Source organism: Chishuiella sp. (genome assembly GCF_032109125.1).
In the GTDB taxonomy this organism is placed as follows: Bacteria; Bacteroidota; Bacteroidia; order Flavobacteriales; family Weeksellaceae; genus Empedobacter.
On sequence record NZ_DAMCLZ010000018.1, the window covers coordinates 37,767 to 58,988 of the forward strand.

Annotated in this window: 23 protein-coding genes; 14 read left to right on the plus strand and 9 right to left on the minus strand. The window is 27.6% G+C overall.

Annotated elements, in window-relative coordinates; translation table 11 throughout:
- Nucleotides 1-38: 38 nt before the first annotated feature.
- From RT575_RS14475 to RT575_RS14500, 6 genes are all read left to right on the plus strand, one after another.
- Nucleotides 39-368, plus strand: coding sequence for an iron-sulfur cluster assembly accessory protein (locus tag RT575_RS14475; RefSeq protein WP_313387023.1), 330 nt, complete (start codon nt 39-41; stop codon nt 366-368).
- 3 nt (nt 369-371) lie between these two features.
- On the plus strand, nt 372-1,223 hold the full coding sequence (locus RT575_RS14480) for a hypothetical protein (protein ID WP_313581795.1): 852 nt from the start codon (nt 372-374) through the stop codon (nt 1,221-1,223).
- Between the two features lie 4 nt (nt 1,224-1,227).
- On the plus strand, nt 1,228-2,685 hold the full coding sequence (gene sufB / locus RT575_RS14485) for a Fe-S cluster assembly protein SufB (protein WP_313373847.1): 1,458 nt from the start codon (nt 1,228-1,230) through the stop codon (nt 2,683-2,685).
- Nucleotides 2,686-2,790: 105 nt separating this feature from the next.
- Nucleotides 2,791-3,546: a Fe-S cluster assembly ATPase SufC gene (gene sufC, locus RT575_RS14490; RefSeq protein WP_313581797.1), complete on the plus strand. Its 756-nt coding sequence runs from the start codon at nt 2,791-2,793 to the stop codon at nt 3,544-3,546.
- A 116-nt stretch (nt 3,547-3,662) separates the two neighbouring features.
- Complete coding sequence (gene sufD, locus RT575_RS14495) at nt 3,663-4,982, plus strand: Fe-S cluster assembly protein SufD (RefSeq protein WP_313581799.1); 1,320 nt, start codon at nt 3,663-3,665, stop codon at nt 4,980-4,982.
- A gap of 204 nt (nt 4,983-5,186) precedes the next feature.
- The gene (locus RT575_RS14500) at nt 5,187-6,410 is read left to right on the plus strand and encodes a cysteine desulfurase (protein WP_313387019.1); all 1,224 of its coding nucleotides are present in this window, start codon (nt 5,187-5,189) and stop codon (nt 6,408-6,410) included.
- 94 nt (nt 6,411-6,504) lie between these two features.
- On the opposite strand, the gene RT575_RS14505 is transcribed toward RT575_RS14500, so the two are convergent.
- The 3 genes from RT575_RS14505 to RT575_RS14515 all read right to left on the minus strand — a co-directional run bounded on the left by RT575_RS14505 (nt 6,505) and on the right by RT575_RS14515 (nt 8,062).
- Nucleotides 6,505-6,831 (minus strand): single-stranded DNA-binding protein, encoded by a 327-nt coding sequence (locus tag RT575_RS14505; RefSeq protein ID WP_313581801.1) that lies wholly within the window; start codon nt 6,829-6,831, stop codon nt 6,505-6,507.
- Between the two features lie 78 nt (nt 6,832-6,909).
- On the minus strand, nt 6,910-7,293 hold the full coding sequence (locus tag RT575_RS14510) for a DUF3037 domain-containing protein (RefSeq protein WP_313581803.1): 384 nt from the start codon (nt 7,291-7,293) through the stop codon (nt 6,910-6,912).
- Nucleotides 7,271-8,062, minus strand: coding sequence for a HipA family kinase (locus RT575_RS14515; protein WP_313581805.1), 792 nt, complete (start codon nt 8,060-8,062; stop codon nt 7,271-7,273). Before RT575_RS14515 ends, RT575_RS14510 begins: the two co-directional genes overlap by 23 nt.
- A 102-nt stretch (nt 8,063-8,164) precedes the next feature.
- Here RT575_RS14515 and RT575_RS14520 point away from each other — a divergent pair, with 102 nt between their 5' ends.
- A complete protein-coding gene (locus RT575_RS14520; protein ID WP_313387015.1) occupies nt 8,165-8,812 on the plus strand; it encodes an ElyC/SanA/YdcF family protein in 648 nt (215 codons plus the stop codon).
- Nucleotides 8,813-8,843: 31 nt separating this feature from the next.
- On the opposite strand, the gene RT575_RS14525 is transcribed toward RT575_RS14520, so the two are convergent.
- The 3 genes from RT575_RS14525 to RT575_RS14535 all read right to left on the minus strand — a co-directional run bounded on the left by RT575_RS14525 (nt 8,844) and on the right by RT575_RS14535 (nt 10,165).
- The gene (locus tag RT575_RS14525) at nt 8,844-9,374 is read right to left on the minus strand and encodes an adenine phosphoribosyltransferase (RefSeq protein WP_313581807.1); all 531 of its coding nucleotides are present in this window, start codon (nt 9,372-9,374) and stop codon (nt 8,844-8,846) included.
- Nucleotides 9,375-9,459: 85 nt separating this feature from the next.
- Entirely contained in the window at nt 9,460-9,879 is a 420-nt protein-coding gene (locus RT575_RS14530; protein WP_313387013.1) for a thioesterase family protein, read from the minus strand.
- Nucleotides 9,880-9,904: 25 nt separating this feature from the next.
- Nucleotides 9,905-10,165 carry a hypothetical protein gene (locus RT575_RS14535; protein ID WP_313581809.1) on the minus strand — a complete coding sequence of 87 codons (261 nt, stop codon included), beginning with the start codon at nt 10,163-10,165 and terminating at the stop codon, nt 9,905-9,907.
- Nucleotides 10,166-10,398: 233 nt separating this feature from the next.
- Here RT575_RS14535 and dnaA point away from each other — a divergent pair, with 233 nt between their 5' ends.
- From dnaA to RT575_RS14550, 3 genes are read left to right on the plus strand one after another with little or no spacing between them, the layout of a single operon-like run.
- The gene (gene dnaA, locus RT575_RS14540) at nt 10,399-11,838 is read left to right on the plus strand and encodes a chromosomal replication initiator protein DnaA (RefSeq protein WP_313387011.1); all 1,440 of its coding nucleotides are present in this window, start codon (nt 10,399-10,401) and stop codon (nt 11,836-11,838) included.
- Nucleotides 11,839-11,848: 10 nt separating this feature from the next.
- A complete protein-coding gene (locus tag RT575_RS14545; protein ID WP_313581811.1) occupies nt 11,849-12,295 on the plus strand; it encodes a low molecular weight protein-tyrosine-phosphatase in 447 nt (148 codons plus the stop codon).
- Nucleotides 12,267-13,013 (plus strand): SAM-dependent methyltransferase, encoded by a 747-nt coding sequence (locus RT575_RS14550; protein WP_313581813.1) that lies wholly within the window; start codon nt 12,267-12,269, stop codon nt 13,011-13,013. Before RT575_RS14545 ends, RT575_RS14550 begins: the two co-directional genes overlap by 29 nt.
- A gap of 28 nt (nt 13,014-13,041) precedes the next feature.
- Here RT575_RS14550 and glsA read toward each other — a convergent pair whose 3' ends face one another.
- Together glsA and RT575_RS14560 are read right to left on the minus strand one after the other, a co-directional pair.
- Entirely contained in the window at nt 13,042-14,073 is a 1,032-nt protein-coding gene (gene glsA / locus RT575_RS14555; protein ID WP_313581815.1) for a glutaminase A, read from the minus strand.
- A 39-nt stretch (nt 14,074-14,112) separates the two neighbouring features.
- A complete protein-coding gene (locus RT575_RS14560) occupies nt 14,113-14,649 on the minus strand; it encodes a lipocalin family protein (RefSeq protein ID WP_313387007.1) in 537 nt (178 codons plus the stop codon).
- Nucleotides 14,650-14,818: 169 nt separating this feature from the next.
- Here RT575_RS14560 and RT575_RS14565 point away from each other — a divergent pair, with 169 nt between their 5' ends.
- Complete coding sequence (locus RT575_RS14565) at nt 14,819-15,616, plus strand: alpha/beta hydrolase (protein WP_313387006.1); 798 nt, start codon at nt 14,819-14,821, stop codon at nt 15,614-15,616.
- 215 nt (nt 15,617-15,831) lie between these two features.
- Nucleotides 15,832-16,611 carry a tetratricopeptide repeat protein gene (locus RT575_RS14570; RefSeq protein WP_313581817.1) on the plus strand — a complete coding sequence of 260 codons (780 nt, stop codon included), beginning with the start codon at nt 15,832-15,834 and terminating at the stop codon, nt 16,609-16,611.
- Nucleotides 16,612-16,690: 79 nt separating this feature from the next.
- Here RT575_RS14570 and RT575_RS14575 read toward each other — a convergent pair whose 3' ends face one another.
- Nucleotides 16,691-18,193 carry a PLP-dependent aminotransferase family protein gene (locus RT575_RS14575; RefSeq protein ID WP_313581819.1) on the minus strand — a complete coding sequence of 501 codons (1,503 nt, stop codon included), beginning with the start codon at nt 18,191-18,193 and terminating at the stop codon, nt 16,691-16,693.
- A gap of 85 nt (nt 18,194-18,278) precedes the next feature.
- On the opposite strand from RT575_RS14575, the gene RT575_RS14580 reads away from it, so the two are divergent.
- Nucleotides 18,279-20,138, plus strand: coding sequence for a TonB-dependent receptor (locus RT575_RS14580; protein WP_313581821.1), 1,860 nt, complete (start codon nt 18,279-18,281; stop codon nt 20,136-20,138).
- Nucleotides 20,139-20,252: 114 nt separating this feature from the next.
- A complete protein-coding gene (locus RT575_RS14585; protein WP_313581823.1) occupies nt 20,253-20,840 on the plus strand; it encodes a hypothetical protein in 588 nt (195 codons plus the stop codon).
- The last annotated feature ends 382 nt before the right edge of the window (nt 20,841-21,222 follow it).

Sequence of the window (21,222 nt, forward strand, 5' to 3'; positions counted from 1 at the left end):
TAAATAAGTAACTTTGTACTAATAAAATATAATTCGAAATGATTAAAGTATCAGAATCAGCAAAATCAAAAATAAATTCACTAATGCAGGAAGATGGATCTTCTATTGAAGAATCTTATGTTAGAGTAGGTGTTACTAGTGGAGGATGTTCTGGATTATCTTATAATTTAGAATTTGATAAAGATCAAAAGCCAGAAGATAAATTGTTCGAAGATAACGGTGTAAGAATTTTAGTAGATAAAAAATCATTTTTATACTTAGTTGGAATGACTTTAGAATATTCTGGAGGATTAAATGGTAAAGGATTTATTTTTAATAATCCTAACGCAACTCGTACATGTGGTTGTGGTGAAAGTTTTGCAATATAAATCATGAAAAAATTTGCTTTATTAATTACATTTTTTAGTTGTATATCTATTTTTGCTCAAAATACAATTATAGAAAAAGATCTGATGATTTATAGACCAACAGATTTTTCTATTAAACTAAATAAAGCATATACAGAAAATATGTTTTTTGGTTTATTTGGAATAAAGAATTTAATGAATGCATTAGATGTTAATTCCTCAAAAATAAAAACAGTTGTAATTACAAATAGAGCTTCTAAAAATGTAGTTTATAAAGCAAATTATGATGTAAATAATAATCTTCTTGTTATAGAACTTACAAATGAACTTGTAGATCCAGTAAAAGTAAATTATACTTATAAGGATGGAGTTTTAGAAAAAGAAGTTATTAAAAAAGGAACTGATGAGAAGATAAATCAGTTCTTCTATGATCAGAATAAAATGTACATTAAAAATGCAAACAAATTATTTGATATTGTTTGGCTAGAAGGTGATATTTTATTGAAAAAAACATATTTGGATCAGAAGTTAGGTTTTGAAGATAGATTAATGCATGATTGTAGAATAACTAAATCTTTGGGACGTGATATTAATAAAGTATGTTATAGTAGTTCTAATTTTCAAATTCCTTTTAAAATAAAGGAATTCACACCAGATGTAGAACTTAAAACTGAAAAAGTTAATTTGATTGAAGGACCTTCGTCTGAAATTAAATTAATGTCTATAAATAAATACCAAATTTTGAAAAATAATCAACCTCAATTTGAAGTTGTATTAGATCAAAATAAACGTATAAAAGAATTTAAATTTTTAGGTAATAAAACGGAAAAACAAGAACCGATTAATTTTAATTTTACCTATACATTTTATAAATAATAAGATGAGTAACACAAAATATACAGAAGACGATTTACGTGAAGATCTTGCGAGCCAAAAACAATATGAGTTTGGTTGGTCGACTGAAATGGAATATGAAGATTTTCCAGTTGGATTGAATGAAGATATCGTTCGTGCTATTTCAGCCAAAAAAGAAGAGCCAGAATGGATGACTGAATGGCGTTTGGAAGCTTTCCGTGCATGGCAAAAAATGGAAGAACCTGAATGGGCAAATGTAACTTATGAAAAGCCAGATTTTCAGGCTATTCGTTATTATGCTGCACCAAAAATTAAAAAAGAATTATCTAGTTTAGATGAGGTTGATCCTGAGTTATTAAAAACTTTCGAAAAATTAGGAATTTCTTTAGATGAACAAAAGCGTTTATCTGGTGTAGCTATTGATGCAGTAATTGATTCTGTTTCTGTTAAAACTACTTTTAGAGAAACATTAGCAGAAAAAGGAATTATTTTTATGTCAATTTCTGAAGCTATAAAAGAACATCCAGAATTAGTAAAGAAATATATCGGTCGAGTAGTACCTCCAACAGATAATTTTTATGCAGCATTAAATTCAGCAGTATTCTCTGATGGATCTTTCTGTTATATTCCAAAAGGTGTTCGCTGTCCTATGGAATTATCAACATACTTCCGAATTAATTCAGCAGGAACAGGACAATTCGAGCGTACTTTATTAGTTGCAGACGAAGGTTCTTATGTTTCTTATTTAGAAGGTTGTACTGCACCAATGCGTGATGAAAATCAATTGCATGCTGCCGTTGTTGAATTAATTATTATGGATGATGCAGAGATTAAATACTCTACAGTACAAAACTGGTATCCAGGTGATGAATCTGGTAAAGGAGGAGTATTCAACTTTGTAACTAAACGTGCTGTTTGTGAGAAAAATGCTAAAGTTTCTTGGACACAAGTAGAAACAGGTTCTGCAGTTACGTGGAAATATCCATCTTGTATTTTAAAAGGAGATAACGCGGTTGGAGAATTTTATTCAATTGCCGTAACAAATAATTACCAACAAGCAGATACAGGAACAAAGATGATTCATATTGGTAAAAATACTAAATCGACAATTATTTCTAAAGGTATTTCTGCAGGTAAATCTCAAAATTCTTACCGTGGTTTAGTAAAAGTAATGAAAGGAGCAGAAGGAGCAAGAAATTTCTCTCAGTGTGATTCATTATTAATGGGTAACGAATGTGGTGCTCATACTTTTCCTTACATAGAAATTGAGAATAAAACAGCTCAATTAGAGCACGAAGCTACAACTTCTAAAATTGGTGAAGATCAATTGTTTTATTGTAACCAACGTGGTATTGATACTGAAAAAGCAATTGCATTAATTGTTAATGGATTTAGCCGAGAAGTATTAGATAAATTACCAATGGAATTTGCTGTAGAAGCTAAAAAATTATTAGAAATCTCATTAGAAGGTTCTGTAGGATAATTTTTAGAAGTTAGGAATTAGAATTAAGAAATTAGAATAATACAAATAGATTTAGATAGCAAGATACTTTTATCTAAAATCTAAAATCTAAAATCTAAAGAAAAAATGTTATTAAATATAAAAGACTTACACGCACGTATTGAAGAGCGTGAAATATTAAAAGGTTTAAACCTTCAAATTAATCCAGGAGAAGTTCATGCAATTATGGGGCCAAATGGAGCTGGTAAATCAACTTTATCAAATGTTATTACAGGTAAAGAAGATTACGAAGTTACAGATGGTGATATAGAATTTGGTAATGAATCAATTTTAGAATTAGCACCAGAAGAGAGAGCGCAAAAAGGAATTTTTATGTCTTTCCAATATCCAATCGAAATACCAGGTGTTTCTGTTACTAATTTCATTAAAACATCTATTAATGAAACACGTAAAGCACAAGGCTTAGAAGAAATGGGAGCTTCTGAAATGTTAAAATTGATTCGTGAAAAAGCTGATTTATTAGGGATTAAAAAAGATTTCTTATCACGTTCTTTAAATGAAGGATTTTCTGGAGGAGAGAAAAAACGTAATGAAATATTTCAAATGTTAATGTTAAATCCAAAATTAGCAATCTTAGATGAAACTGATTCTGGTTTAGATATTGATGCTCTACGTATTGTTGCTGAAGGTGTTAATGAGTTTAAAAATAAAGATAATGGGGTTTTAGTAATTACTCATTACCAACGTTTACTAGATTATATAGTTCCTGACTTTGTACATGTTTTAGCTGATGGAAAAATCATTAAATCAGGAGGAAAAGAATTAGCCTTAGAATTAGAAGAAAAAGGTTATGATTGGGTAAAAGAAGAAGCAGGAATCTAATTAATTTAGAATTTAGAAGCTAGAAAATAGAAGTTAGATATTTTTATAAAATTTATTATTAAAATCTAAACTCTATATCTAAAATCTGAGGTCTAAAATCTAAAATCTAAAAAAAGATGATTGATTTAAAAGAAAACTTAGTTTCTCGTCATTTGGTGTTTAATGAAAAAAACAAAGTGAATAAAGGAATCGAAGGTATGCGTCAAGAAGCTATCGATATCTTTAATCAAAAAGGTTTTCCAACACGTAAAGACGAAGAATGGAAATATACAAACCTTGCTCCTTTATTGAAAGTGGATTATAAATTATTCCCTGAAGATGAAGTAGCAATTGAATATAAAGACATAAAAAAATATTTGATTAATGAAATCGATACATATACAATCGTTTTTATTAATGGAAAATATTCGTCTTTCTTATCAAATACAACACATGATGAAGCTGATATATGTGTACTTTCTAGTGCAATGCATAAAACAGTTCATCAATCTGTAATAGAAAATTATTATGGGAAAATAGCAAAAAAAGATGAAAGCTTAGTTGCTTTAAATACTGCTTTTGCTAAAGATGGAGCATACATTTATATTCCTAATAATGTAATTCTTTCTAAGCCAATTCAAATTGTTTATTTTTCGGAAGGAGCATCTCAAGAAGCAATGTATCAACCAAGAAATTTAGTTGTTGTTGGAGATAATGCACATGTACAGATTATAGAAAGACATCAAACATTAGATAGTAAAACTAACTTAACAAACGTTGTTACTGAAGTTAATGTTGGTAAAAATGCAGAAATTCATTGGCATAAATTACAAAATGATACAAATGATGCATCTTTAATTGATAATACTTATATTAATCAAGAAAGAGATTCTCGTGCAAATGTATTTACTTTTGCTTTTGGTGGTAAAATTGTACGAAATAATTTAAATTTCTATCAAAATGGAGAAAATTGTAATTCTATTATGGATGGAATTACTGTCATTGATGGAAAGCAACATGTAGATCATCATACATTTGTAGAGCATAATTTCCCTAATTGTGAATCTCATGAATTGTATAAAGGTATTTATGATGGTAATGCACATGGTGTGTTTAATGGGAAAATTTATGTACATAAAGAAGCTCAAAAATTAAATGCTTTTCAACAAAATAATAATGTATTATTATCAGATAAAGCTTCTATTGATACTAAACCTCAATTAGAAATTTTTGCAGATGATGTAAAATGTTCTCATGGTTGTACTGTAGGTCAATTAGAAGAAGAATCATTATTTTATATGCAACAAAGAGGTATTCCTAAGAAAGAAGCAAAAGCAATGTTATTATATGCATTCGCTTCTGATGCATTAAGACATGTTAATATACCTCAAATATCAAATAGAGTTAACGCTATAATTGCAAAAAAATTAGGTGTTAGTTTAGATTTTGAATTATAATTAAGTTTTTTGAATTATAAATAATAGGTTTTAATTTTAAACTTATTTTTAAATATAAAGTAAGTATTTGAAATTAATTTTGAATGCTTACTTTTTTATTTATAGTATCTTTGATTATAGAGCAAAATATTGTTCTTTAATTGTAAATAAATATTTATATAACAGTCAAAGTTTAATTTTTACTTTGACAAAATTCAGTGAAAAATGTCAATAGATATTCAAAAAATAAGAAGTCAATTTCCAATTCTAGAAAGAGAAGTAAACGGTAAACCTTTAGTTTATTTAGATAATGGAGCTACTTCTCAAAAACCAAAAGTAGTTTTAGATATTCTAGATGAATATTATGAAAAATATAATGCGAATGTACATCGCGGTATTCACACATTAAGTCAAGAAGCTACTGATATGATGGAAGAATCTCGACGTAAGATTCAGAAATTTATCAATGCAAAGTCTGATCACGAAATAATTTTTACAAAAGGAACAACAGAAGGAATTAATTTAATTTCTAATGTTTTAAGAAATGTTCTTACAGCTGAAGACGAAATTATAATTACAGAAATAGAACATCATTCAAATATTGTTCCTTGGCAATTGTTATCAGAAAGAACAGGAGCTAAATTAAGTTATATTCCACTTACTAAAGAAGGTATTTTAGACATTGAAAAATTAGACGATCTATTAACAGAAAAAACAAAAATTGTTTCAGTTAATCAAATCTCTAACGCTTTAGGAGTTGTTAATCCTATAAAAGAAATTATAGCTAAAGCACATCAGAAAGGAGCTTGGGTTTTAATTGATGCAGCTCAATCAGCGCCACATACTCATATAGATGTTCAAGAAATGGATTGTGATTTTCTTGCTTTTTCTGGACATAAAATGTACGGACCAACAGGAATAGGAGTTTTATATGGAAAGGAAGAGATTTTAAATGAATTACCTCCATTTCATGGAGGAGGGGAGATGATAAAAGATGTTACAATGGAGAAATCTACGTATGCATGTTTACCATTTAAGTTTGAAGCTGGTACTCCAGATATTGCAGGTATTATAGGTTTAGGGGCTGCAGTAGATTACATTAATTCTATTGGAATCCAAAATATTCATGACTACGAAAAAGAATTAATTGATTATACAATTCAACGTTTATCAGAATTTGATGAAGTAGAAATCTATGCTAAAGATGCTGAACATTCAGGTGCAGTTTCTTTTAATTTAAAATTTTCTGGTGTCCATTCTTCTGATGTAGGAATGATTTTAGATAAAAAAGGAATTGCTGTTCGTACAGGTCATCATTGTGCACAACCAATTATGCAACATTTTAATATTCCAGGAACTGTTCGTGCTTCATTCGCTATATACAATACAAAAGAAGAGGTTGATGTGTTTATAGAAGGTTTAAAAACAGCTATAAGAATGCTTGGATAAAAAATAATTATTCTTTTATGTAATTAATTGATAAAAGAAAATATATAAAAAAACAAAAGGGAAATAATTTAATTTTTCCCTTTTATTTAACGCTTTATAGAAGAATTATTTCACCTATTACAATTTCTGTGATGTTTCTGTTAATATCATCTTTATCAATATAATCTCGATAAGTTAGTTTTCCTTCTACACCAATTTGTTTTCCTTTTTCAACATGTTTTTCAATGATTGATACTATTGGGCCATATGCTACTATATTGTGCCAAGTAGTTTGTTGAATTTTTTCATTTTTGCTATTTGTATAGCTTTCATTTGTAGCTAAACTAAATTTTGCAATTTTCTTGTTGTTTTCTAGTGTTTTGATTTCAGGGTTTTTTCCAACATTTCCTGTTAATCTTACACTGTTTCTTAATGTACCCATGGCGATAAATATTTAAAAAATTATTATTATGCTAATTTATAAATAAAATTTAAAATACTCATTTTTAATTACTTAAATTTAAAAAACGTATTCTTTAAATAGTTTTTCAAGGGTTTTATCAAGATTATAAGTTTTTCCAGGATGTGGTCTTGAAGTTTGAATTGATGAACTTCTTACAGCAGTCAACCAACGAAATCGTTCTGCAATTCCAAAACTTGATATAGTTGATTCTGTATGTAAACCTTGAGCAATTTTAGATAAAGCATTCAAGTTACTATCAATAAAATTTAAATCTAATTCATGACAAAAAGAGTTAATTCTTTTATCATTGATAAAATATTTGACTTTTAAATAATTTTCTTTTTTTGAGAAAAGAATTACACCAACATTTATAAATTCTTCGCGTTCAACTTTAGGTACTAAACGAAGAATTGCATATTCATATAAGATTTTTTCTTGCATTATTGGCTTCGTTTATGAAAATTTCTGTATTGTTTAATCTTGTTTTTATAAAGGTTTTGTAGACAGTTCTCATTTCATCATAAGTAGAATGATATGTTTCTATCTCTAACCATTCATCTGGAATAAGGTCTACAATTTCATCAATTATATTTTCATTTAATTTTAATTTAAATTCTTGATCAACCTCTTCTAATTTTGTTGCATTTTTTAATAAAACATGATCTTTTATAGGTTGAAATGGAGCTACTGCAGCTTTTTCCCAATTATCCCATGAATGATGGAAATAAAACGATGCACCGTGATCTATAAGCCATAATTCTTTATGCCACATTAGCATATTTGTATTACGAAATGTACGATCTACATTAGTTAAAAATGCATCTAACCAAACAATTTGTGATGATAATTTATCATCAATTAGCATAACCGCAGGATCATAATTTATTGCCCCAGATAAATAATGTAAGGCTAAATTAGTTCCTTCACTAAATTTTAGTAAATCTTGTATTTCTTCATCTGCTTCAGATTGTCCAAAGTATTTATCTAATAAGGCAAAAACTAATTCAGGAACTTTAAATCCAAGAACTCTTGCAATTTCACCTCCCAGTAATTCAGATATAAGCATTCTTGCACCATGACCAGCTCCTTTAAATTTTAAAACATATTTAAAACCATCATCAGCATCAGCTAATGCAGGTAAAGAACCTCCTTCTCTTAGAGGTTGTAGATAGCGTTCTACAGTAACCGTTCTTAATTCTAGTTTGTCCATTGTTCGTAAAATTACGATGATTTTTTTTAATTTTTTTAGTAGAAATATTTTTTAATATGGTAAATCTTGTAGATTTTTGTAAGGGATTATTATAATATAAAATTGGGGAGGTTTTTAAAGGTTGGTAAATTTATATTTCGTAAAAGTACATTATTGATAGGTGGTATAGCTATTTTTACTTTATTAGTAGCATTGGTTATACATATCTACACACTATTTTATATCTATAATATTCAAAAACAAATTCCAGATGATTATAGAATAGCGGTTGTTTTTGGAGCAAAAGTAAATGAAGATAGAACACCCAAGATTTATTTAAAGGATAGATTAGATGCTGCTATAAGACTTTATAAAGCAGGTCAAGTAGATGTTATATTACTTTCTGGAGAAAAAATTCATGAAAATTTTAATGAAATAGATGTCATGGAAAAATATGTATTAGATAGAGGGGTTAAAATTGAGGATACATATTTAGATGGTTCAGGATTGGATACATATAGTACAATTTATAGAACTAAAAATATTTTTGAATTTAATAAAGTCATATTAATTTCACAATCTTACCACCTGAGAAGAGCTGTATTTTTAGGAAAAGTATTAGGTCTTGATTGTATTGGTTATAATGCGGACAAGAATTCTTATGATACAGAAACTAGCCAAACAATTAGAGAAATTTTTGCTAATATAAAAGCTTTGTTGGACATAAGAAGTGATAGAGCTCCAGAAATAATAATAGATCCTAAAAAATAAAAAAGCCCTTATAAAAGGCTTTTTTTTATTATTAAAATTCTACTAAAGAAACTATGTCTTTGGTATGTTTTATTAATTTATCTTTTCCATTTAAAAATGTTAAATCCATGATGAAAGAAAATTGTGAAACTTTTCCACCACATTTTTCTATTAACTTAGCACAAGCCTCGGCAGTGCCTCCTGTAGCTAATATATCATCGTGAATCAAAACCCTAGCATCTTTTTGAATGTAGTTAGGATTAACTTCTATTGTAGCTTGTCCGTACTCTAAATCATAAGATTGATTAATTGTTGGAGGTGGTAATTTACCTGCTTTACGAATTAAAACAAACGGAACATTTAATTTTTGTGCAATTTGTATACCATACAAAAAACCTCTACTTTCTATACCACAAACGATATCTATTTTTCCTTTTGCTTTTTCTACAAATTCATTTACAATCTCTTCAGAAAGTTCAGGATTCAAAAATAAAGGAGTGATGTCTTTATAAATTATTCCTTTTTTAGGAAAATCAACTACATCTACTATTGTGTCATTTATTTTTTCTTGTATTGTTGACATTGCTATTTTATTAACTGTTTTTATTAAACAAAGCTGCAAATTTAATAAGAAAAATTTAGATAGATTCTTAACTTAAAATTAAAATTTACAAACCTAAGCTTGTCCATATTCTTTCAGGTACACGAATTGGTTTACGTGTTTCTGCATCTATAAAACATAGAATGGTATAACCTTCATTTATTTTTTTTCCAGCTTCATTATATATATTATAATCAAATTGAATTCTTATTCCTGTATTTCTTTCTTTTACAGTAGTTTCTATTTCTATTAATTCATCATACAGTGCGCTACCAATATATTTTGAGTGCATTTCTATAATAGGCATTTGTATTCCCATAGCTTCTAACTCGGCATAAGGAAAACCTCTTTCTCTCATTAGTTCTACACGTCCAATTTCATAAAACTCAGGATAATTTCCATAATAAACTACTTTCATTTGGTCGGTATGTTTATATAAAATACGAGTTTTTGTTCTAAAAGTATTTAAATTATTAACTTTTTCCATTGTTTATTCAATAAATTATAATTAATTATTCTGTAATTTTTTTATAATCCATCCAGCTAAAAGATTTTTCTGTTGAGCTATTTTGTTCTTCTTTTAAAAAATCATATGAAATTTGAATAATTGTTTTGAAGTTTGGAGTTGAAACTTCATAAAAAAATATTTTCTCATTTTCATTATCTGATTCCTCTAAACGGAGAAAAGAAAAATTATTTTTAATTCCTAAATCTTTTAAATGATTTTCGATTTGTGATAATGCAAAATCTATTTTTTCTTGTGCTATGTTCATAATATAACAAAAGTAATAATTTTTCGTTTTTGATGATATAAAATTTAAGATAAAACATTATATTTAATGAATATACTTTTATTAAAATTTTTAAGGTTTATACAAAGTATTTTTTAATATTTCAATATACTTTTCATTTTTTTTATTAAAAATTTGTTCACAATTTTGTGGATGAACGTTGGTTAACAATCTTCGTTGAATATCAATAAATTACATTTTTAAAAATAGCACTTTTGAATAATATAACTACAATAACTGCAAACGCTGTCTGGGATAAATGTCTATCTTTTATAAAAGATAACATTGCAGAAGATGCATTTAATACATGGTTCATTCCAATTAGACCAGGAAAGTTAAATAATAATGTTTTAACAATACAGGTTCCAAGTAAATTTTTTTACGAATGGTTGGAGGAACACTATATCAAAATTTTAAAAAGTGCTTTACAAAAACAATTAGGACCTGATGCAAAACTGGTTTATAGTATTTTGATGGATCAAAAATCTCAAGGTCGTGAACCTTTTACAGTTCGTATTCCAAGTTCTAATAAAGAAAAACCAAGACCTCAAGAGGTTGATTCTCCTATCAATTTACAAGCTGGTAAAATGATGAATCCTTTCGTTATCCCAGGTTTACAAAAGCTTAAAATTGATTCGCAATTAAATCATAATTATACATTTAATAATTTTATTGAAGGAGAATCTAATCGATTGGCTCGTGCTGCAGGTCGTGCTATTGCAAAACGTCCAGGAGGAACTTCTTTCAATCCACTTTTTATTTATGGTGGTGTAGGTTTAGGAAAAACACATTTAGTACATGCAATTGGTTTAGAAGTAAAAGAAATACATCCAGAAAAAACAGTACTATATGTTTCTACAGAAAAATTTACACAACAATTTATTGAAGCTGTAAAAAATAATAATCAAAATGATTTTATTCACTTCTATCAAATGATTGATGTTTTGATTATGGATGATATTCAATTTTTATCTGGTAAAGCAAAAACACAAGAAGTGTTTTTCCATATATTCAATCATCTACATCAAAGAGGTAACCAAATTATATTAACTTCAGATAAATCTCCTGCTGAAATTCAGGATATGGAAGATCGTTTAATTTCTCGTTTCAAATGGGGATTATCGGCAGATTTACAAAATCCTGATTATAATACTCGTCTTTCTATTTTAAAACAAAAATTAGAAAATGATGGTATTGAGTTTCCTGATGAAGTTATGGATTATATTGCTCAAAATATTGATACAAATGTAAGAGAATTAGAAGGTTCTTTAAATTCTATTATTGCTCAAGCAACATTAAATAAAAGAGAGATAACATTAGATTTAACTGCGCGTACTTTATCTAAACTGGTACAAACTGCACGCAAAGAAATATCAATTGATTATATTCAAAAAACAGTTTGTGAATATTTTAAAGTTAAGTTAGAAGATATTCAATCAAAAACTCGTAAAAGAGATGTTGTTCAAGCTAGACAATTAGCAATGTATTTTGCAAAACAATATACAAAAGCTTCACTTGCAAGTATTGGTACTCAAATTGGAAAAAGAGATCATGCTACAGTTTTACACGCTTGTAAAACAGTTAAAAATTTACAAGAAACTGATAAAGCTTTTCGTGGTTATATAGAAGATATATCTCGTAAAATAGCTGATTAATATTTAATTTATGAAAATTTTAATGGTTTGTCTAGGTAATATTTGTCGTTCTCCATTAGCAGAAGGAATATTACAATCAAAAGTAGGAGATAAACATTTAATTGATTCTGCAGGAACAGGAAATTGGCATGTGGGTGAACAACCAGACAGAAGATCTGTTGCTGTTGCAAAAAAGTATGGTGTAGATATATCTGATCAACGAGCAATGCATTTTAATCCAGTTTTTTTTGATGAATTTGATTTGATTTTTGCAATGGATAAACAAAATTCTATTGATTTACAAAAATTGACAAGAACACAAGAAGATCAAGATAAGGTAAAGTTAATTTTAAAGGAAGGAACAGGATTATCACATAATGTTCCTGATCCATACTACGATGGTGAAGATGCTTTTGAGCATGTTTATCAATTATTAGATGAAGCAACAGATGGCATCATCAAAAAATACAATCTTTAATAATAAAATGAATCCAACAAAAGTATATTTAATTCCTTCACTTTTAGGCGAGAGTGAACATAGTAGAGTATTGCCTTTATATAACTTAGATATTATTCGTTCTTTAAACACATTTGTGGTTGAAAATGAAAAATCTGCACGAAAATTTATAAAACAAGTTTGTCCTGATAAAGTTCAATCAGATTTAGATATTTATATTTTAAATAAAGCGACTGAGCCAGAAGAGATGTTTGACTTAATCAAACTTTTGGATAAAGGTATTTCTTTTGGAATTATTTCTGAAGCTGGTTTACCAGCAATTGCTGATCCTGGTGCACAATTGGTAAAAATAGCACAAGAAAAAAGAATTCAGGTTGTTCCTTTAGTTGGACCGTCATCAATATTATTAGCTTTGATGGCTTCAGGAATGAATGGTCAAAAATTTGCTTTCCATGGATATTTACCAATAGATAAAACGGAACGTAAGAAAAGGTTAAGTTATTTAGAGAATGAAAGTGCAAAAACAGGAGTAGCACAAATATTTATGGAGACTCCATACAGAAATAATCAAATGGTTGATGATTTAACAAAAATCCTTCATTCTGACACAAGAATTTGTGTTGCTTGTCATATAACGCTTGATGATGAAGATATCAGAACGTTGACAATACAAGAATGGAAAACTGAAAAATATGATTTTCATAAACGACCTGCAATTTTTGTAATGCAGGCCGAATAATAATATTTCTATTAAATACAATTTAAGTTTAGTTAAATAAACTTAAATTGTATTTTTTTACAAGTTCTAAAATCATGTTGTATCCTGCAACAGAGTTTCCTTGTTTATCTAAAGCAGGACTAAATACTCCAATTCCGATTTTATTTGGTACAGAAACTGTAATTCCTCCTCCAACACCAGATTTACTTGGTAAACCAACATTTCTAGAATATTCTCCACTATATTCGTACATACCTGCTGTTAGCATAATAGATTGTATCAACTGAGAAACTTCAGAATTTTTATACTTTGTATCTCCATCAAAACGTGTACATTGATGACCAAAGAAATAACCAATTTTAGCCAAATCTTCGGCTGTTACTTCTATAGAGCATTGTTTGAAATAGTTGTTTAATTTTTCTTCATCAGTAGCTTCAATCAAACCACTATTTTTCATAATATAAAACATTCCTCTATTTCGGTGCCCAGTTTCTTTTTCTGAATTGTAAACTGTTTTGCTATAATCAATTGTATTGTTCTTTGTAATGTAACGAATCGTTTCCAAAATTTTACGAAATGGAATTTCCCCTTCACCGTCTATTAGAGATGTTGTCAAAATAGCACCAGCATTCATTAAAGGATTCAGAGGTTTACCATTACCCTCTAAATTAGCAAAATAATTAAATGGTTTATCAGTTCCATAATATCCCATTTTATCAAAAATGTTTTGCTCTCCTTTTTCATTAACTGCAATCATAAGAGCAATAATTTTAGAGATACTTTGTATAGTAAACTTCTGATTCACATCACCGACACTTATTATCTTACCATCTTCATTAACAACAGATAAAGCTATTTTCTGTGCTTCCATTTTTCCTAACTCTGGAATATAATCTGCAACAATACCATTTTTATAACTTGCTTTATTATCATTCAGAATATTATCTAATACCTCTTTATTTAAAGATGATAATTCAGTTTTTACATGCTTATTGTTTTGTGCATAACATATTGTGCTAGTAGCTGAAATACTAAAAATGCTATAAGCTAAAAAGATTGATGTAATGTAGTTTTTAATCATTTTTTTATGTTAGTAGATTGTAATTCATGTTATATAAAATTATCTAGCCTCGTGAGATGGCCATATTAAATTATTTGGGTTAAATCCTACTTTTTTAGATGATTCAAAAAATCTAGTTTTTACAGTTTCAGAAATTTCTTTTTTGCGAGATAAAATCCAAAGATTTTGATAGTTTTCACTAGCAATTAAAAGATTGTTAAACTCTTTATCAAAATCAATTACATATAATTTCTTTGCAATTCTTGGTAAAAAAATAGCAGAGAAAATTCCTACATTATCAATTTCCTGTTTTGCTAAACCTTCTGTTTTTATCCATTTTTTCTTTTTCGGATTGTAACCTCGAATAATAATATCCAAAGATTCATGATCTTCGGTCATATTGAATCGGTGTGTTACATTTGTTTGGTTTTTTTGCGTATTGTTTTCAATACGAGCTATTTCATACCATCTGCCTAAAAAATTTTGTAAGTTAAAATTTTGTGCTGGTTTATATTTTATATTTTTTTTATTGTGATTTACTATATATGCAGTTGTGCCAACAGCAAGAACTGCTAACGCTAATTTTTTTAAATTCATACTTTTTAAATAAGATGTTTCAAAACAAATATATTAATATTTTTATACAATAGATATTTCTTATGTTTTTGTTAAGAAAAATTATTATTTATTATAAACGATATAAATTATATAAAAATTATACTTTGAGTTAGATTTCGACTATTTTTGTTTACTAATAAATACAATATTGTTAGCACATACAGTATACACAAATGAAAAGAGTACGGAGTGGGTTACCTTCGTACATGGAGCAGGAGGTAGTTCAACGATTTGGTTTAAACAATTAAGAGAATTTAAAAAACATTTTAATATACTTTTACTTGATTTAAGAGGACATGGACGTTCTAAAAATAATTTAAAATCATTATTCGAGAAACGATATACATTTGCTTCTGTAGCTAAAGATGTCATAGATGTTTTAGATGGACTTAATATCCAAAAAACACATTTTATAGGTATGTCCTTAGGAACTATCGTTATTAGACAATTAGCTGAGGATTATTCAGATCGCTTTCAATCAATGATTATGGGAGGAGCAATAATGAAAATGAATTATAAAAGTCGTTTGTTAATGACAGTAGGAAATATATTCAAACATATGATTCCATATTTATTACTTTATAAAATTTTAGCATTTGCAATTATGCCTAAAAGCGCTCATAAAGAATCTAGAAATCTTTTTATTAATGAAGCGAAAAAGCTTTACCAGAAAGAATTTTTAAAATGGTTTAAACTTACTGCTGATATAAATCCCTTATTAGAATGGTTTCGTGAAGTAGAACTTAGTATTCCTACTTTATACATAATGGGATCAGAAGATTATATGTTTTTGCCTGCTATACAAAAGCTTATAAAAACGCATACTAAATATTCAAAATTATTTGTCATAGAGGATTGTGGACATGTTGTAAATGTGGATCAACCGAAAATTTTCAATCAAAAAGTTATTGAATATATCAATCAAATAATTTCTAAGAATAAATAATTTTAGGGCAATCCCTACGGTCACGCTATACGCTATATCTTTTTAGCTTGGTCATTGACTTAGTCGAAATGATGACCAAGCCAAAAAGGATGCCGCTTCTATCGTTATTGCATTTTTTAATTCCGATTAATAAATTAGTTATAGGATATTAGAAAAGTATCTTATATTTAGGAATATATAAAAGTTATATTAAATACTTTTCTAGTACAACTAAAATGAAAAAACAGATTTTATTTTTCTTTCAAATTATAAGTTTTCAATTCTCATTTGGGCAAAATACTGAAGAATTAAACAAACAGTCTGAACAATTAATACAGCAAGGGAAATACAACGAAGCCTTTCTTATTTTAAAAAAATCGGCTGAGCTTGGAAATGCAGAAGCTCAGTATAATTATGGGTATTTTCTACAAGAAGGAATTGCAGGAAATAGAAATGAAAAAGAAGCTATTAAATGGTTTAAAAAATCATCTGAAAATGGATTTAACGATGGACATTATGCAATGATGATGGCTTATGGAAATGGAAAAGGAGTTGAGCAAAATTCTGAAAAAGCTTTCGAATATGCATTGAAATGCTCAAATAATAATGATGCAACTTGCATGTGGAATATTGTTAATTGTTATTTAACAGGAAACGGAGTAAAAGCTGACACTACTAAATTTAAAGAATGGATTTTTAAATTAGCAAAACTTCAAAATCCTGAAAATCTTGCATCAAGTGGTTATATAACTTCAGCAAGATTAGAATTGGCTCATTTTTATAATAATGGAGAATATTTTGAAAGAGATATTTACCAAAGTTATTTATGGTATTTAATATATAACGAATTTAAGGTTGATTTCAGTATTTTAAAGCAAGAAGAAGTTATCCAAGAAATTAAAGAAATTGAGAAGAGTTTATCAAAAGAACAAATTGAAAAAGCACCAAAAGATGCAGAAAATCTATTAGGAAGAAAACTTAATAATTTAGATAAACTTTATAAAAATTCACTCTAAAACTCGTTTATTATATGTATTAATAACAATTTCAAAAACTCTAATTTTGAAATAGTTATTTCTATTTATATAAAAATATTTAATTTTTACCATTATTGTCGTCAATTAGTGATAAAATACTCAATTTCAGAATAGCAATTGTTTCATCAATTTCCTCAAAGTTTAAATGACCAAAACCAACTCGGATAGAAGTTGTTTTTTTTGTTTGGTAAAGAAGAGTTTGTGGAATAAATAAACCATGTTTAGAACATATTTTCTTGATTTGCATAAGATTAATTTTATGTTTAAAAGAAACCCAAATTGCTAATCCTCCAGAAGGTTTATTTACATCAATAAATCCATCTAATTCTGTTTTTATTTTATCATAAAAATAATCACCTCTTTCTTTATATATTTTACGTAGTTTTTTTAATATCCTGTTTATTTCTCCATCGTTAATCATCTCTCCCAAAACCTGTTCTATAAAAGGATCAACTTCTTGATTAATAATTGATAAATGTTTTTTTGTTTCTTGAATAAAATTCTCTGGAGCAATCATAAATCCAGCATGATAGCCAGATGCTAAATAATTACCAAATTTTCCAATATAAATAACCATTCCATTTTGATTGGTACTTGCCAAAGGAAGAATAGGGCGATTGGAATAGTGAAAATCAAAATCATAATCATATTCAATAATTATAAATCCAAATTCTTTGGATAAGTTAATTAATTCTATTCTTCGTTCCAAACTTAATGTTACAGTTGTAGGATAATGATGATGGGGAGTTACAAAAACTATTCTTATAGGATTATTCTCGCATACAATTCTCAAAGCTTTCATATCCATTCCATTTTCATCAACAGAAACTTGCTTTATTTTTACATTTTTTGTCTGAAAAATCATGTTTGTCTTATAGTAACTTAAATCAGTAATTGCAACACAATCATCTTTATTCAAAAGCATCTGACTAATAATATAAAGAATCATTTCAGAATTTTTTGTAAAAACAATATTTTCTTTAGAAATGTGTAAACCTCTTGTAAGGTTTAAATAATTGGCGAGATTTTTAAGAAAAAATTCATTTTCCGTTTGATTTATTTTTAAAAATGATGTTTTCCTTTTTAAAATTGATGAATATAATTTCGCAGGGATTTTTAGTTCAGCTAATCTATTGTCAATAGTTCCATCTGTTAAATAAAGTTTTTCTGTATAAGGTTCGTATGGATTATCTAATAAAATAGATTTTTCAAAATCAAATCCAGCCTCTTTAGGATAACTATTAATTGAGTCTTGCTCTTTATTAGTTATTTTCTGGAATTTGTAAGAAGATTTTTGATTGAGGATATAACTTCCTTTATTAGGAACTATTTCAATCCAACCTTGTAATTCTAATTCTTGTAAGCTAGCTACTATTGTATTCCTATGTAATTCAAATATTTTACTTAATTGTCTTGTTCCAGGTAGTTTAGTTCCACTTGGTAAGTAACCAAGTTGTATTGATTTAGCAAACTGATCTGCTAATTGTAAATAGATTGATGTTTCAGAATTTTTATCTATTTTTATAAAACTATTAAACGGAATTTCAACCGGACTATCCATAATATAAAAACTGGTACTAATTAATAGTTCGGAAAGATACTACTTTCGCATCATATTTAACACATTATAAAAATATTTCATTAAAATGAAAAAAATAACTATGGTTTTATATTTTGTAGGTCAGAGTATTTTTGCTCAAAATATAAATGATACCATTGCGATAGGAGAAGTATCTATTTTAGATAATCGTCTTAATACACCTTTATCTAAAGAGAATAGAAATATATATGTTATTGATAAGGCTGAAATAAATAAGTTACCAGTACGTACAATACAAGAGGTTTTACAATATGCTGCTGGAGTAGATTTACGTCAAAGAGGACCTTTTGGTTCCCAAGCAGATATTTCATTAGATGGCGGTAGTTTTGAACAAACTTTAATTTTATTGAATGGAATAAAAATTATGGACCATCAAACAGCTCATAATGCCCTTAATTTACCAATACCCTTAGAAGCTGTAGAAAAAATTGAAATTATTCGTGGGCCAGCTGCAAGGGTTTATGGTAATAATAGTTTAACTGGTGTTATTAATGTTGTAACTCGTAAGCCAACTAAAACTGGTATTTACGCTCATACTTATTTAGGAACTAATTTTGAAAAAGATACAGAAGATACAGGTGATACATTTATAAATAGGGGTATTCATTTGGGAGCTAATTTTGCAAAAGAAAAACATCAACATCAGATTTTTGCTAGCCATGATTGGGGAAATGGTTATAGATATAATACTGCTTTCGAAAATAATAAATTATATTATCAAGGTAATTTTGAGTTTAATGATAAAAATAGTCTTATAGCTTCTTATGGATATGTAAAGAATGGATTTGGAGCAAATGGATTTTATGCAGCGCCAGGAGATAAAAATTCTAAAGAGATTGTAGAGACAACATTGGCTACATTACAGTCTAAACATCAATTGGCAGATAGATGGTCATTAGCTCCTAGATTAAGTTATCGTTATAATTTTGATGATTATCGTTATTTTAAAAATAATTTAAATTCAGCTCGTTCAAAACATTATTCAAATTCTATTTCAGGAGAAATAAATTCTACATATCAATTAAATAAAGGGCAGATTGGATTGGGAGCAGAATATAGAAATGAACAAATAAACTCAACAAGTATAAAAAATCATACAAGAAATAATGTAGGTTTTTATGCAGAGTATAAAACTGACCTTACAAGTAAATTAAATGTAAATGTAGGTACTTATGTAAATTACAATTCACAATATGGTTGGAAGGCTTTTCCTGGGATTGATGCAAGTTATACAGTTACAACGAATCTTAAGTTAGTTGCAAATGCAGGAACTAGTCAACGTATACCATCTTTTACTGATTTATATTTAGATCAAAGGCCAGGTAATATAGGTAATCCCGCGATTGAATCTGAGAAAGCATTTCAAACAGAATTTGGCTTTAAATATAATAAAAGAAGTTTTAGTTTTAATGGGTATTATTTTTACCGATCAATCACAGATTTTATTGATTGGGTTCGTTTAACAACTAATGAACCTTGGCAAGCAAATAATTTTGGAGATTTAAAAACAAATGGATTTAATACAAAAGTTGCTTATCAATTTAATTTAGGGAATAAACAATTGTTAAAAGTATCTGCAAGTTATTCTTATTTAGATCCAAAATTTGAAAATGTTGATGATAAATATAACTCAAAGTATAAGATAGAAAGTTTAAAACATCAGTTTATTAATACATTGGATTATCAATTAGGAAAAACAACTATTTCTTTAGCTAATCGTTATAATACTCGTCAATCTTATAAGTCTTATTGGATAACTGATTTAAGAATTAATCATAATTTTAAAAATAATTTAAATATTTATCTTGATGCACAAAATATTTTTAATACTACTTATAATGAAGCAGGAGCAATACCTCTTCCATCTCGTTGGTTAACTTTTGGGATTAAATTTAATGGTATATAGAATTTATTTTATATAAAATAAATTTATGAAAATATTAGAGTTTATATTATAATTTATTCGCAGTTATCTGCCCAAGTAGGTATAAATACTAATACACCTGAAGCTTCATCTATATTGGATTTGACTAGTGATAATAAAGGATTTTTACCTCCTAGAGTTAGTTTAGTAAGTAGCACAGATGTTAATACAATAAAAAATCCAGCAACAGGTCTTATTGTATATAATATAGGAACATCAACTTTTGCAGCAGGGTATTATTATTTTAATGGTACTGAATGGAGTTTATTTGTAAAAGCTAGCGGTAGTTCTGATTCAAGTATTGGATCTTCTATTAGAAAGCAAAGATTAACAACAGCAGGATCATCAGTTATTTTAACTTCTGCTTCAGGTCTTTTTTCTTTTAGATTAAATGGAGGTACAGGTACACAATGGCAAATTAGATATAACAGTGGATCAGGAACAAGACCTATTTCTGTATTTATTAGTGAAAATTGGACTACTAGTGGACAATCATCACAAAGTGGTAATGTAACTTTAACAGCAAATACTTGGACAAATTTTCCCAATGGTACAGCTTCAGCAACTAATGAGTTAAATATTTTTAGGATATATGATAATACAGATGGTAGAATTATAATTTTCGAAGGGATAATAATTAATTCTAGTGGAGTAAAAGAATCAATGATTGTTGAAGAGTTCTAAAGAATCAGTATAAATTTCAATTAATAAAAAAGAGAAGAATTAATATTAATTCTTCTCTTTTTTTATGCATAATATTATAAATTAATATCTTAAAAATAAAATAACGTTATTTTATTGTTTTTAAACCAATTCTTTAACTATTTTTGAATTAATATATAAATTATAAATTTTCTTTATAATCTAAATAAATAAAAAGTTCTAGTTAGTTCTGTATTAAACGAACTAAAATGAATTATATTTGTGCAAAATTTAGATTATGATATTATGAAAACAAAAAATCACGAAAATAATACAGATCTTTTTTGTTGTTTTAGTGCTTTTTTGGAACAAACTTATAAACTTCCACCATTGGCAGCAAAATTACAAGCTTACATGGTTTTAG